The organism is Catenovulum sp. SX2, assembly GCF_052056295.1.
Classification (GTDB): Bacteria; Pseudomonadota; Gammaproteobacteria; order Enterobacterales; family Alteromonadaceae; genus Catenovulum.
On the sequence record NZ_CP182493.1, the window covers coordinates 1,699,495 to 1,713,391 of the forward strand.

Below are 13,897 nucleotides of genomic sequence, written 5' to 3' on the forward strand. Positions count from 1 at the left end.
GTTTGCCCTTAGTTAGGGATTAACATCCAACAAATACTCAGTGATGGGCGCTTAATATTTGTTAGATGCACACATCCTATTGATACATTTTTTTAACATCAATATAGATTCGGCAAGTGGGAATTTTTTGCGATAAGTGGGAATGTTTCGCGCTATTTAGCTCTAACTTGGCGACTAGTTATCCGCCAAGTTAGGATAGTTTTGTGCATAACTGCGACTCATGCGAATTTGGCTTGCGTCGGCCAAATTTAAGTTAAAGTCTCCTTTGCCTAAAGCTTGCACACTTTGCACATAGTTAACATTGACTAAAGTACTGCGATGTACTCGAATAAAGTCTTGTTCTGGCAGAATTTTTTGTAAACCTTTTAAGGTACAGCGCATAACATGCGTGTCGGTTTGAGTGTGAATGCACATGTAATCGCCAGCCGCATCTACCCACATAATGTCACTGCTTGGCAATTGAGTTTGGTTATCAATATTCAACAAGGTTTGCTGAATTTCGCTTGAGGCGGCAAGATACTTTTGTTTGCTGTTGGCTTGTTGCTGAGCTAACTTTTGTTCAGCTTTATCTATGGCTTGTGCGAGTCGTTCACTGCTGATTGGCTTTAACAAATAATCAACAGCTGCCAGTTCAAAGGCTTTAACCGCAAAGTTGTCGTAGGCAGTGACAAATATGATTTCAGGCAGTACATCCGCTTGTAATTTGCTAACCACTTCTAAGCCGCTTAAACCCGGCATCATAATATCTAAAAATACCAACTGTGGATTATGTGTTTGTATAGCTTTAACCGCGGCAACACCATTGGTGCATTTTGCAACTATATCTATTTGACTGTGCTGCTGTAATTTAGCGCTGAGCTCTTCCAACAATAAAGGTTCGTCTTCTGCGATAACTGCAGTTATAGATGGCATTGTTAACTCCTAGTACTGAGTGGAAGTGTTAAACAAACTAGATAACCTTGGTTTTGCGCCTCGGCACTAAAGCTATAATTGTCTTGGTAAAAGCCAGTTAAGCGCATGCGCGTATTGTTATGGCCAATACCAAGGCGTTGATTTGCCGATACTTGTTGTGCATCTTCTGCTGGATCCTTTAGTTTATCTTCAACCCTAATCAGCACTTTGTTATCAATTAATTGGGTAGAGATACAAATACTTGCGCCTGAGATACTTGGGGCAACCGCATATTTAATTGCGTTTTCGACAAAAGGTTGCAACAACATGCTCGGTACTTGCACTTGTTTACTCGCTGGATCTATCTGAATTTTCATCTGCAATCGCTCGCCAAAACGAATGCGCTCTATCGCCAGATAATTATGAATAATATCTATTTCTTCACCCAAACAAGCGCTTTTCAGCGGATCAGTTTCTAATGAATAACGCAAAAAGTCGCTGAGTTTTTGCGTCATATCCGCTGCTTTGTCATTGGCATTTTGGTTAACCAGCGCGCGTACACTCGCCAAAGTATTAAATAAAAAATGTGGATTTAATTGATAACGCAACATACGCAGTTGTGCTTCTTTCGCTTCGTTTTCGGCGCTGAGCAAAGCTGATTTATTTTCATGGTATGAACTGCGATATTTATACGCACAATATATAGCAGACCACCCGCCCAATACAGTTAACGAGTTAGGCAGCCATTCAAAAATAATTCCAACAAATTCTTTTTCAAATGGGTTTTCAAATAAATACAAAAACAGAATAACTTTCAGCGTAGTCCAGACAAAAGAGCCAATAATCACAGCTGCCGAACCAAGCAAAATGCATTCAACCAATGAACGCCGCCAAGTTACCCGAAATATCTGCCGCAGCGACAAGGTAATAAAAATACCGAGTACAGCTTCGTAAAGGTAATAAACCAGTACATCAACCCAAGAGTCGTAGCGCTGCACATGGTAAGCCATATATACAAACAACATATAAAACAACCAACCGGAGATTTGCAGCAACCAGAAATTAGGCTCAGGCCAGTTTTTATGGATATTTGTTGGATTAGTTAACATATATGGCGCTCTAAATGTGTTTTGTGTAAGCGATTACAGACTTAGAAGGTATGCGAGGTGGAGGGAGATGTCAAATACCACTCGCTCAAGTCGACTGCAGGGTGCAATGGTCAACTTCCATTAACGGCCATCTACCAACCCACTACTATGAAACATGCTTTTAACCAAAAAAAACAAATAAGCCGACAAAATTCAACTTGTCACACATCACATAACAAGGTTATATTTCCGCGATCTAATAAAAACACAACAGGGACAAACCATGCAAAAAATCAGCTTAATAGTATTCCTTTCACTACTAATCAGTGCCTGTGGAGGGGGAAGCAGCAGTAATAAACTAAACATAGAACAAGACTCGATTGAATTTAAAGGTCAAATTGGAAAATCAACTCCGCGTTCAAAAACAGTCCGAGGATCCGTATCCGACGTAAAAGAGGGTGTGCATATACGAGTGGATATAGGTAACTCAGAACTAGTAGCCGACGCTAGAGCTTACTTTACAGGTGGGTACAGTGCAGAGTTAGAAATCACCCCTAAATCTACAGCGCTTTTAGAAGAAGGTGTCTATCGTGAGAATATTACTATTTCTGTTTGTTATGACACAGCTTGCCGAAAACACATTAGCGGAAGCCCTAAAAAGGTAGAAATAGTATATTTGGTCGAGGATAATCGCATGCAAGTCAGTTCAACAGAACTTGCCAATGGTTCAATTCTAGAGACTAAATCAGCTTACCACTGTGATTCAACATGCACTGAAAAAGTCACCAGCTCAGACAATTTAGTAGAGTTTATCGCGCTTCCCAATCCAGGATATGAATTAAATAGCTGGTCAGGTGCTTGCACAGGCTCCGACAACTGCCAAGTAACCAACCAAGAAAAGACTCATATTGAATTGAACGCAACTTTTACAAAATCTGTGAAAACGTTTGAAACGTGCCCAATACAAACATTAGTTAATTCAACACAGCTAGAAAACAACGAGGAAGAACCAGAGGTAAATATAATTACTTCTGGCAGCGACCATTTTTGGGTTTCAAATAACACTGAGAGTGTCCATTTTACGCAAATCATACCCTTATGCGGGGGATTAGTCTTAGGGCTTGATGTTAATTTAGATCAAATTTTCATCCGTGATGTTGTCCAAAAAAATACCATTGATATTTTTTCTTTCGATACAAACATACATAAAATGGCTTATGACAGTGCCAACTCTTTGTTATATATATCCCACATCAATAGTCCCGATCTTACTCGCTTGGACTTAGTTTCCAAACAAAGAGCAACTATCGAACTTCCGAACAATATAAACGATTTAATAGTCACGACCGACAATTTGCTATTCGTTGATCATCAAGATTATTCTAAAGGGGCATTGTCAATTTTTGATTCGAAAACTTTAGAATTGAAATATCAACAGCACCTTGGTGATGAAATAAGGTTGATGTCATTTGATCCAGTAAAAAGCCGCTTGTACATATCCAATGGTACAAGATTAAAAGCATACAGTTATAACCGTTCGATCAATACTCTTTCATTAAGTCATTATGTTGCTACAGACAATGTACAAGGCAATTGTAAAGAAATAATGATATCAAATGATGGTGAACATATAGCCATACCCTGTGGTGGAGGAAACGGAGTCGATTATTCTGTTTTTGATTTTAAGGCCGATGGCACAAACGAAAAATTAGGTGAATGGGAAACAGGGGCATACCCAACAAGCGGCCAATTCACAGCTTCTGGAGAAACTGTTCTCCTTTCAGATAACAACTCGTTTCAGCTATACAACATCCTAGATCACAACTTGATCTATTCGTTTACTCCGCAGCCTGTTGGCTGTTATAGCAGTATGACGAGAGTCAAACTATCAACTGATGGCAGCCTGATACTGGGCCTATATAATTGCGGTAGTCACTCTTCGGTCGCCTGGCATAAATACGATACAAGTAATTGATAAATAGACAAAAACCTCAAGGCAGCAATTCCAATTTGCTGCCTTGAAAGCTTTATCAAACTATCTTTCATTTGAAGCAATTAGCCAAGTACTATGCTTCAGCTGTTCCCGATGTAACTCGTGCTTGTTGAACCAAAGTGCGATTTAAGCCATTAATCAAAGCTTGAATTGCCGCTACCGTAATATTGCTGTGTTGTGCAACACCGAAGTGGGTGTTGCGCCCAGCAATTTTAAGCTCAATATAACAAATCGCTTTGACATTAGAGCCTGTGCCAATTGAGTGTTCATGGTAGTCAATCACCTCTATTGGCAAATCGTAATATTGGCTTAGTGCTTGTGCAGCGGCATCTATCGGCCCATTGCCTAAACCTATTACATCAACCGTTTTACCTTGATGTTCAAAGCTAATTTCCACTTGTTGCTGACTATCTGAATAACCAGTGACATGGCTTGTTTGGTAGTGAATAGGCGCTGATTTTGCCAAATATTCTTGGGTGAATAACTCAACAATTTCACTGGCGGTAATTTCTTTGCCGCGGCTGTCATTTACTTGCTGGACTATTTTACTGAACTCAATTTGCAACTTACGCGGCAATTGAATACCCGCTTGTTGCTCAAGTAAAAAGCTAACGCCACCTTTGCCCGATTGGCTGTTTACTCGAACCACAGCATCGTAACTGCGATTTAAATCGGCCGGATCTATTGGTAAATAAGGTACTTGCCATAATTCACCTTGCTGTTGTATCGCCAAACCTTTTTTAATTGCATCCTGATGTGAACCAGAAAACGCAGTAAACACCAATTCGCCCGCATAAGGGTGGCGAGGATGTACTGGAATTTGGTTACACTCTTCTACCAACTTACGCACTTTGTCGATATCAGAAAAATCTAAACCTGGGTGGACACCTTGTGAGTACAAGTTAAGTGCAAGCGTGACTAAATCAACATTACCAGTGCGCTCACCGTTACCAAACAAACAACCTTCAACTCGGTCTGCACCTGCCATTACTGCTAATTCAGCGGCGGCCACAGCTGTGCCTCTGTCGTTATGCGGATGCACACTTAATATAATAGCTTCACGGTTATTTAAGTTTCTGTGCATCCATTCAATTTGGTCAGCATAAGTATTTGGTGTATTCATTTCGACCGTTGCTGGTAAATTGATGATCATTTTGTTGTCGGCCGTTGGTTGCCAAACATCATTCACCGCATCACACACTTCTTTAGCAAATTCTATTTCGGTACTGGAAAAAACCTCAGGTGAATATTGATAGGTCCAGTTCACTTCAGGTGCGTTGGCAGTTAACTGTTTAACCCATTGTGTGCCTTGAATCGCAATATTTTTCACACCTTCTTTGTCAGTGCGATAAACAATCTCGCGAAATGCAGGAGCAAGTGGGTTGTACATATGCAATATAGCTTGTTTAGCACCGCGCAAACTTTCGACTGTGCGTTCAATTAAGTCAAAACGCGCTTGCACAAGTACTTCTATGGTTACGTCGTCCGGAATATGATTTTCTTCAATTAACAAGCGGGTAAAATCAAAATCGATTTGTGATGCCGACGGAAAACCAATTTCAATTTCTTTAAAACCCATAGCAACCAATTCTTTAAAAAAGCGTAATTTGGTTTCAATTGACATAGGATCAATCAAAGCTTGGTTGCCATCACGCAAATCTGTACTCATCCAAATTGGCGGCTTTTCAATAAAATTATTTGGCCATTGGCGATCAGGCAAACTGACCCCAACAAATCTTTGATATTTACTAGCTGGGTTGTTAATCATATTCGGCTCCACACTGCACTTGCTTTTAATGCTTATTATATTAACGACTTCAACAAGTGAATGATTGCTAAGATCAGGTTAATTTGCACCTGCAGCGCAATAAAATTTCACATATAATCACTTTATTGAAATAAAATTTCACAGAAGCAAATTATGCAACTAGATAAATACGACAAACTGATTTTACAAACAATCCAAAAACAAGGCAGAATTTCAAACCAAGAACTGGCTGATGCGATTAATTTATCACCCTCCCCTTGTTTACGCCGTGTTCGAGCGCTAGAAGATGCGGGTTTGATAGACGGTTATGTTGCGCTGGTAAATGCGCGCCAGTTGGGTTTAACCTTAATGTCGTTTATTCAGATTAGCATGGATAAACACACGCCCGAAAGGTTTCAAGTATTTGAAAAGACCATAGCCGATTTGCCCCAAGTATTAGAATGTCATTTAATTACTGGCCAAAGTGCTGACTATCTAGTGAAAATTATTGTCAAAGATATGGATGATTTTCAGGATTTTTTATTGAATAAACTAACTAGAATTGAAGGGGTAACAGGAGTGCACTCCTCTTTTGTATTAAAGTCACCGGTAAATAACACTGCGCTGCCAATTTACTAACTAAATTGAATAGCCCTTTAAGCAGCAAATCCGTTTACTGCTTAATTAACCACTAAGTATTACTGTCCTGTGCTTACTGTCATTTGCCCTGCTGGAGCTTGTACCGTCACACCATCAGAAAAAGTGACTTGGCGCTGGGTGTCATCCATATTGTAAACCACATATTGTTTAGTGCCGTTTTTGCTAAAGACCACAGCTAGCGGGTAATCGGCGTGTACTTCTGGCGCTATATTACCAAGTGCTTTAAACGCGTGTATCCATTGATAAGTATGCGCTTTACTCTCGCCCGCTTCAGCGTTGTAATCGCCATAACTTAGGTAGTCGCTAACTGCATCATCCGCATCCACCATAGCGGATAAATTCCACCATATATCGCGCCATCTATCTTCTGGTAAACCAGATGGTTTGCCGTTAGCGGCTTCGGTTAAACCAACTTGCACATAATCAGCCATATAGTCTGCATACAAACCAACATGCAGGTTTAACGTATTAGTTGGCAAACCTTGAATACCTAAAATATGTGCTGGTGCACCACTAAACCAAGTTGAGAAGCTGGCACCATCCCCCCAAATAATTGAAGTGGTGATTTGCTCGTAACCTGCAGGGAAATTATCTTCATCTGTATTTGGTGAATAATAGCCGTCTAAGTTATTCCAATATTCCCAATAACTTGCAGTGGTTGAAGCATGTAAATAAATACCATGTTCGGCAATGTCGTTTTGACCCGTGATTAAACCGTATAACACAATTGCGCCATATGCATTAGCTGCTTCTGAGGTTGATTCGTTGTTGTTACCACGGGCGAAATTCACTTTGCCTGATGCCCAAGAAAAACCATTGGCAGGGTCGAAATTACGTGTGTACGGGAACATATCATCGTCACGCATTGCCGCATAATCACGAATTAGTAATTCAACCATTGGACCGTATTGTTGATCACTACACCAATCGCGTTCTACCCGACAAATCTCTGCAGCTGCACGTACAAAATAACCATAGTGGAAGTGGTGGTCGTTTAGCTGTTGATGCGATGCAAACGACTCTTCTAACGCCAACAAAGTGCTCCATTTTTCATCATAAACAAAGTATTTATTGATATCTAAACTGCCGCTGCTATCTGCTGTAAACCAATCGGCCAATTCGTCTTTAAGCCACTGGCGCATAATGCCAGCTTCTGTCGACATATTAATAGACTCTGCAATCGCTATAAGCTCAGCCACTTTAGCGTAGTTTTTTCCCGCCCAATAAGTGTCTGTGGCTGTGTTCCAAGTAGCCTGCCCTGCCGATACAAAATCGTTAACCAAAGTGGTTAATTGGGTAATATCCGTAGTGTCAGTCATAGTTGGTAAATACGGTAAAACTCCAACATATGGCAGTTGATAATCAAAGCTGGCACTTGGCATAAATTTAATCACACCACGTGCACTGCGAGTTTGATAATTGCTGCTAACGTTAGTGTTATTTTTCCACTGCAATGGCTGTAAACCCGCAAGTGTTTGCACTTGTGCACCTGCCGCATCTAAATATTGGTGCTGCACAGTCACTGAGTAGTCACTAGGGTCTACTTGGTAATCTATTTGCAATGCCGCAACTTTGTTACGCGCAAGGCTTGCAAATGCGTTGATCATATCTGCATTTGGTTCTGCGCCATTTGCAGGTAAATAGGCCACAGTAAATGAATTAGTCGCGGCGTTTATGCCAATTAAGTTTGAGCTGATATTGCTAAAACTCGTACTGTCGTCACCAACAATTAAAAAGTGATTGGTATTACCAGCAACCGAGGTTTTTACCCCAAGTTGATTAGCTGCTTGGTGGAAAATACTTTTTTCACCACCGTCTTCACGCAAGGTTTTAACTTGTGCATTACCCGCCAATACCTCGATAAAGACATATGGAGAGCCATAAACAAAGGTTGCTTGCATCACATCCGTATCTGCCGATTGCCATAGCACAGTTACCGAGCCATCACTGTAGTCTTTTAATACTGCATTTAGGTTGTCGTATTGGTCGTTGGCTATTGCTATGCCATCAAATACTTCACTGAATGGATCTGGAATTGGATACAAATATTGGGTATTGGCCGACTGCAAACCAGACGGTATACCCATCATACGAAAACCTTTGTTGGTAATACGTGCTGTAATTGGATCTGGCGTGATATACGCCGCTTGGTTTGGATCACCTATTTGCATTTCGCCCATAAAAGCAACTGAGCCCCACCAGCGATGGCTTGGCGTTGGAGCGGTAAATGAATCGGCTAATTGTGGATATAACTTAGTTGGTGTGCCTGTTGGTATTTGTGTAGAGGCGTCGCACGCTGCAATAGCTGGCTCGACTATACCTGCGTTATATATCCAGTTGCCATGGTCAACCACACAGCGATAACTATCCGGGTTAATTCTATCTGAGATATTACCAGCACCGTATTGAGTAAATTTAGCCGCGGTTGGATCCGTACCTTGGGTTGGTAAATCTTCGCCATCAGCTAAACCAGTAAAACGAATATTATCTAACTGAAATACAGTGTCAGTTGTCGACGTCGCCCAAATGACAATACCTGTATCAACTTGGCGTAAATCTAGTGTATTAGTAAATGTAGACATAGCTAATTTAACACTTTGCCAGCCTACTCCACCTAAATCACCAAAAGAAATATCACCTGAGGTACAAGGATAAATACAGTCTAGTTTGCCGGTAAATTGGCTATCACCTGAGACAACTTTAATATCAAATTCTAAAAAGCCGTTAGCAAAACCAGATAAGTCTAACGCTTGAGTTGTGCCAATAAAAAATCCAGCAAAATCGCCTGTGCTGCTGTGGCTAATTTGTAAAACTTGTCCTCTGTCTACTTCATCAATTATCTGCCAAGCTATGCTAGGGCAAGCGGCACCATCATCATTTTGACATTCACCCCAACCGATAGCCTCATCAAATGCACGTAAACCTTTATCCCACAAAACATTCACCTGCCCATCAACAAAAACAGCTAGCTCATCAGCCGGAGATGGTGTTGGTGTTGGTGTTGGTGTTGGTGTTGGTGTTGGTGTTGGCGTCGGTGTTGGCGTCGGTGTTGGCGTCGGTGTTGGCGTCGGCGTTGGCGTTGGCGTTGGCGTTGGCGTTGGCGTTGGCGTTGGCGTTGGCGTTGGCGTTGGCGTTGGCGTTGGCGTTGGATTATCAGTAGAAATATCTAGCTGACAAGCACTTACACTCATAGCAAGTAATAAACTGCTGAGTATTTTTGTTTTGTTGTACTTATTGTTGAACATTTGCATGTCGTTTTTTCCATTTGTTGTGCGTTGAAGTTTGTTTATTTTTTTCTTTAATTATTTGAATCAGAGTTAACTGAACAAACAGTCAACTCGATTGCAGAGATGTGGAGGGATAATTTAGAGCAAAATTTCTTTTTCATGGATGAAAAAGCGAAGCGTACAAGGACGTATTCACAGCGGTTTTGCGATAATTATTCCTCTACAACTCTGCGGCTTTCGGCTCAGAAACGATTATTCAGACCACCCATATGGCGCTTTATCCCACTGGTATATACGTATCCAATCGTATTGAGTGACCATAGGATATTTATTGCGTTTTTTATTGCCGCCAAAGACATCTTGGATTTGGTCATTGGGGATCCAAAAATTCATCATCAACTGGGTAAAGTTGTCGGGAATTGGTGTTGGCTTTACTTGAGGGGCAACACATTCAGGCTGGCAATCAATATCTGCAGCACTGAGTGTTTTAACTAACTTACCATCAACAAACCATTTGATGGCATTGGGGGTCCATTCAAAAGCAAAAACACGCCATTCATCTACAGGGCCAACAACAATTTTGTCTTCCCACGCGCCCCATTGACGGGTTGACCACCAATCTGGTGAATTGAGCCCATAAATTAAATTGGCTTGAAATTTATCCGGTCGGCCACCTTCAAGTTCGATATCTATTTCTTCCCATTCTCTTGGCTCACCACCTTGCATATAGGTAAATAACGACGAGATATAACCTGATGCAGTTTGGCGATTTGGCGCTTTCATCCGAGTTTCGAATCGGCCATATTTAATTGGTTTATCCGCCGCTGTGCGCAACTCGCCACAGGTGTAGTTGTAAGCATTTTTTTGCTGTTGGTGATCTTCAGACCAACCGGCCGCAACCGCTTGCTGGCGTATAGTTAAATTTAATACTCCCTGCTTAACCTCAACGCCTTGTGGTTGAAAGCGACAGATAGATTCGCTGCCTACAGCACCATCACCTTTCGCCCACAAGTTTGGATTAAATTGGTTGAACCTTTCATCTACCACTAAAGTAAAATCTGTGTATTCACCTGTATAACCTGGGTAGGTGATAAGATTGTCAGCCGAAGGTGCAGCCTCTACTAAGCTAATTTTAGGCAATAGCATAGCCGCCACAATTAACATGGATTTTTTCATAACAGTACCAATTAGAAAAAAAGCGTGGCAGCCAATGGGACACATATAACTGCCGCCACGCTATTATTGGGAGTCTTACAGTTTGATGCGCGCACCAACTATGTATCTTGGGCCATATTGGCGAGCAAATAAGAATTGCTCTTCAAAACGGCCATAACCTTGTTCGGTTTCATTGTTGAGGTTAACCCCATCAAAAAACACAGTTAGGTTGTCAGTAACATCATAGTTAATACTCATATCCCATTGAGCGAAGGATTTAGCAAACTGCGGCGGCGCTTCAGCCGAACCTTGTGATTGACCTTGGCCAATTAAATATGCATCCCGCCACGCGTAAGTTGCTTTAACTGATAAACCGTCTTTCTCGTAGAACATTTGGAAGTTGGCAGAATCACTAATGCCAGGAAGGACGGATTGAACTTTAAGCTCGTACGGATCATATTCAACGTCACCATCCACTAAAGTAAAGTTGAGTGATGTACCAAAACCACTGTCGCCAAATACGTGTTGTACAGCAAATTCAGCACCGTGAACGTTACGTTCTTCAACGTTTAACGGTGTGCTTAATGACCACTCCAACAAAGGATCTGTTGCTGGGTCTGCTGCGATAGCACCATTTTCATCACCGTAACCTTCAGCAATTAACCAGTCGTAAATTGCACTGGTATCCGCTTGTTGGCCATCCGCTTCGATTGCAGTGACAGCTGCGTTGTATCTTTGGCCTTTATATACATCATGTACACCTTCTAATGTGACACTGGTGACAGAGCCTTCAATCCAGTCTTCAACTTTCTTGGCAAATAAACCAAGCGATAAATAACTGTCTTCTTGGTAATAATATTCGAACGATAAATCCAAGTTAGTTGACTGGTAAGGTTTAAGGTTAGTATTACCACCACTGGCGGTACGCGCGCCTATTTTGGGGCTGCCGCTATAACCCGTGCCACCTAATAAATAACCTAATTCAGGTCGGGCCATGCTTTTACCGAAAGATAAACGCGTGACCAAGTCATCGGTTAACTCTAGTTTTAAATCAATCATAGGCAAGACTATGTCGTAGCCACCAGAATTAGAGACTAATTGAGCATCACCTTGATAACGCGTGATCCATTCAGAGCCTGATGCCCACACCACTTCATCAACTAATTTACTTTCAGATGGGCTGATTACATCTGTTGACTCATAACGCACACCAGCATTCATTTCTAACAGATAATCGCCGAGTTCAAATTCCCATTGGCTTTGCACATAAACCGCTGTGGTTTCTTCTTCAACTAAGCTGGTTGAAAATGTGCCATTTGCGTCGTAAGGGTCGGTTGAAAATGCATTCGCATCACCCACTGCCGCAGCTGTTACGTAGGCGCTATGCAAACCAACTACTTTGTCTAAATCAAAGGTGTAATAATAATTTGGCGATAGCTCGTCGCCACCACCGGCAAACTGGTCTAAGAAACTACCTGTGCCATGTTTGGTAAATAACTCATCTGCAAATATCTGGGTGAAGCTAGGATTAAAACCTGGGCCACCACGCAAACCACTCCAAGCATTAGAACCAGACAATTCTTGTTTAGTAAAAGATGCACCACCTTTTAATTGAATCAGTGCGCCGTTTCCTTCGTTTGTCCATGTCACATCTAGTTGTGCTTGCTGCACTGTGGCTTTGCCTGGGCTGTGGATAAATTGGCCAAAGTTAGAATCTATCTCACTGGTATTGAGTGTTTGGCTGCCATTTTCCCAATTAATCCAATAATGTGGAATCTCCCCTGTACGGTAGTCATATACTTTATTGATCAACTGGTCTGAGCCCATGATCATCTGCACTGTGCCACCAATGCCTTTATCCGCACCATTATCTACTTTGGTTTGCGAATCGTGCACATCTAACTCCAGATGTATGCTATCGGTTAACTGCCAATCAAGGTTTAAACCAATTGAATCAGATTCTACTTCTGTGGTTGAACGGCTAATTGCAAACGAGCCATCATCCCCAGCGATATCCGCATAAATTGCCGTACCATTAGCGTCTAATTCGTAGCCATTGATGTTGCCACCAAAGTTATTCCAAATGCCCCAACCCACACTTTCAACTGCTGTGGTAGCACGTGTACCTGTATAGTCAGCGGTAATAACCATGTTGTCGGTTGGTTTGAACTGAAGCGCTACTTGGCCATTAATGCGTTCACGCTGCACATCGGCATAACCATAGTTCATATCTTTTGGGAAAAAATGTGCGGCAGAAGCAAAAGGTTCGCCTGTGTCTTTATCATAATCAGTAAAGACTTTAACTGGTTCACCATTTTCATCGACTGCGCGATTGTCAATCACCTCACCACTTGGGCTTGATGGCAAATCTGCATTTGCATGCCAACCTTGAATGTTAGCGCCCTGCTGCTGGAAATCACGGCGGTTATACGAGAAGTTTGCTGCCACCCCAAAGGTATCATCCATAAAAGTGTCGCTGTATAAACCAGCAAATTCAGGGGTAATATCATCGCCTGCTACATTTGAACTATCATGAATCGCTTTGACCATTAAACTGACAGTGCGTTCTTTCGATTGCAACGGCTTAGGTGTGACTATATTGACGGTTGCGCCTAAACCACCAGTTGGCGTTTCTGCTCGTGAGGTTTTAACCACTTCTAAACTAGATACACCCTCAGACGATAAGTTTTCAAAATTAAATGAGCGAGTAAAACCCGTGCCCGGCATTTGTCGGCCATTTAGCGTAACCAAGTTAAAGTGCGGACCAAAACCACGCACAGTAATTTCACTACCTTCACCGTTGGAACGGCTGATGGTTACACCTGTAATGCGCTGCAGTGATTCAGCTAAGTTAGTGTCGGGGAATTTACCCATTTCTTCAGCTGAAATAGCATCCATAATGCCTGAGCTATCGCGTTTTAAATCCATTGAACGCATTAAACTGCCGCGAATACCGCGTACTGTAATGGTTTCGTCTACTTGCTCGTCGGCACCTTGTTGAGCGTAAACCATCTGAGGTGCTGAAGCAGCAGCGAGTGCAACTGATAAAGTTGCTGCAAGTTTATTTAATTTAAAGCTATTGGTATTCATAACTTTCCTACTTAATTCTGTACTAAAAATTCTTAGCTAATAACCT

At 41.7% G+C, this 13,897-nt stretch carries 8 protein-coding genes; 2 read left to right on the plus strand and 6 right to left on the minus strand.

The window, feature by feature from the left end; genetic code table 11:
* Nucleotides 1–174: 174 nt before the first annotated feature.
* Nucleotides 175–912, minus strand: coding sequence for a LytR/AlgR family response regulator transcription factor (locus ACMZOO_RS07125; RefSeq protein WP_440906005.1), 738 nt, complete (start codon nucleotides 910–912; stop codon nucleotides 175–177).
* Nucleotides 913–914: 2 nt separating this feature from the next.
* Nucleotides 915–2,000 (minus strand): sensor histidine kinase, encoded by a 1,086-nt coding sequence (locus ACMZOO_RS07130; protein ID WP_440906006.1) that lies wholly within the window; start codon nucleotides 1,998–2,000, stop codon nucleotides 915–917.
* A 262-nt stretch (nucleotides 2,001–2,262) separates the two neighbouring features.
* On the opposite strand from ACMZOO_RS07130, the gene ACMZOO_RS07135 reads away from it, so the two are divergent.
* The gene (locus ACMZOO_RS07135; RefSeq protein WP_440906007.1) at nucleotides 2,263–3,954 is read left to right on the plus strand and encodes a YncE family protein; all 1,692 of its coding nucleotides are present in this window, start codon (nucleotides 2,263–2,265) and stop codon (nucleotides 3,952–3,954) included.
* Nucleotides 3,955–4,045: 91 nt separating this feature from the next.
* On the opposite strand, the gene leuA is transcribed toward ACMZOO_RS07135, so the two are convergent.
* Nucleotides 4,046–5,740, minus strand: a complete 1,695-nt coding sequence (gene leuA, locus ACMZOO_RS07140) for a 2-isopropylmalate synthase (protein ID WP_440906008.1) — start codon at nucleotides 5,738–5,740, stop codon at nucleotides 4,046–4,048.
* Between the two features lie 153 nt (nucleotides 5,741–5,893).
* Here leuA and ACMZOO_RS07145 point away from each other — a divergent pair, with 153 nt between their 5' ends.
* Nucleotides 5,894–6,358 carry an Lrp/AsnC family transcriptional regulator gene (locus ACMZOO_RS07145; RefSeq protein WP_016956377.1) on the plus strand — a complete coding sequence of 155 codons (465 nt, stop codon included), beginning with the start codon at nucleotides 5,894–5,896 and terminating at the stop codon, nucleotides 6,356–6,358.
* A gap of 59 nt (nucleotides 6,359–6,417) precedes the next feature.
* On the opposite strand, the gene ACMZOO_RS07150 is transcribed toward ACMZOO_RS07145, so the two are convergent.
* The 3 genes from ACMZOO_RS07150 to ACMZOO_RS07160 all read right to left on the minus strand — a co-directional run bounded on the left by ACMZOO_RS07150 (nucleotide 6,418) and on the right by ACMZOO_RS07160 (nucleotide 13,851).
* On the minus strand, nucleotides 6,418–9,630 hold the full coding sequence (locus ACMZOO_RS07150; protein ID WP_440906009.1) for a glycosyl hydrolase: 3,213 nt from the start codon (nucleotides 9,628–9,630) through the stop codon (nucleotides 6,418–6,420).
* Nucleotides 9,631–9,858: 228 nt separating this feature from the next.
* The gene (locus ACMZOO_RS07155; RefSeq protein ID WP_440906010.1) at nucleotides 9,859–10,782 is read right to left on the minus strand and encodes a glycoside hydrolase family 16 protein; all 924 of its coding nucleotides are present in this window, start codon (nucleotides 10,780–10,782) and stop codon (nucleotides 9,859–9,861) included.
* A gap of 75 nt (nucleotides 10,783–10,857) precedes the next feature.
* Nucleotides 10,858–13,851 (minus strand): TonB-dependent receptor, encoded by a 2,994-nt coding sequence (locus tag ACMZOO_RS07160; protein ID WP_440906011.1) that lies wholly within the window; start codon nucleotides 13,849–13,851, stop codon nucleotides 10,858–10,860.
* Nucleotides 13,852–13,897: the final 46 nt, after the last annotated feature.

What these genes read in the sequence shown, in the direction of transcription:
- ACMZOO_RS07125 (WP_440906005.1), bottom strand. Translation starts at nt 912, where the DNA reads ATGCCATCTATAACTGCAGTTATCGCAGAAGACGAACCTTTATTGTTG.
- ACMZOO_RS07130 (WP_440906006.1), bottom strand. Translation starts at nt 2,000, where the DNA reads ATGTTAACTAATCCAACAAATATCCATAAAAACTGGCCTGAGCCTAAT.
- ACMZOO_RS07135 (WP_440906007.1), top strand. Translation starts at nt 2,263, where the DNA reads ATGCAAAAAATCAGCTTAATAGTATTCCTTTCACTACTAATCAGTGCC.
- leuA (WP_440906008.1), bottom strand. Translation starts at nt 5,740, where the DNA reads ATGATTAACAACCCAGCTAGTAAATATCAAAGATTTGTTGGGGTCAGT.
- ACMZOO_RS07145 (WP_016956377.1), top strand. Translation starts at nt 5,894, where the DNA reads ATGCAACTAGATAAATACGACAAACTGATTTTACAAACAATCCAAAAA.
- ACMZOO_RS07150 (WP_440906009.1), bottom strand. Translation starts at nt 9,630, where the DNA reads ATGCAAATGTTCAACAATAAGTACAACAAAACAAAAATACTCAGCAGT.
- ACMZOO_RS07155 (WP_440906010.1), bottom strand. Translation starts at nt 10,782, where the DNA reads ATGAAAAAATCCATGTTAATTGTGGCGGCTATGCTATTGCCTAAAATT.
- ACMZOO_RS07160 (WP_440906011.1), bottom strand. Translation starts at nt 13,851, where the DNA reads ATGAATACCAATAGCTTTAAATTAAATAAACTTGCAGCAACTTTATCA.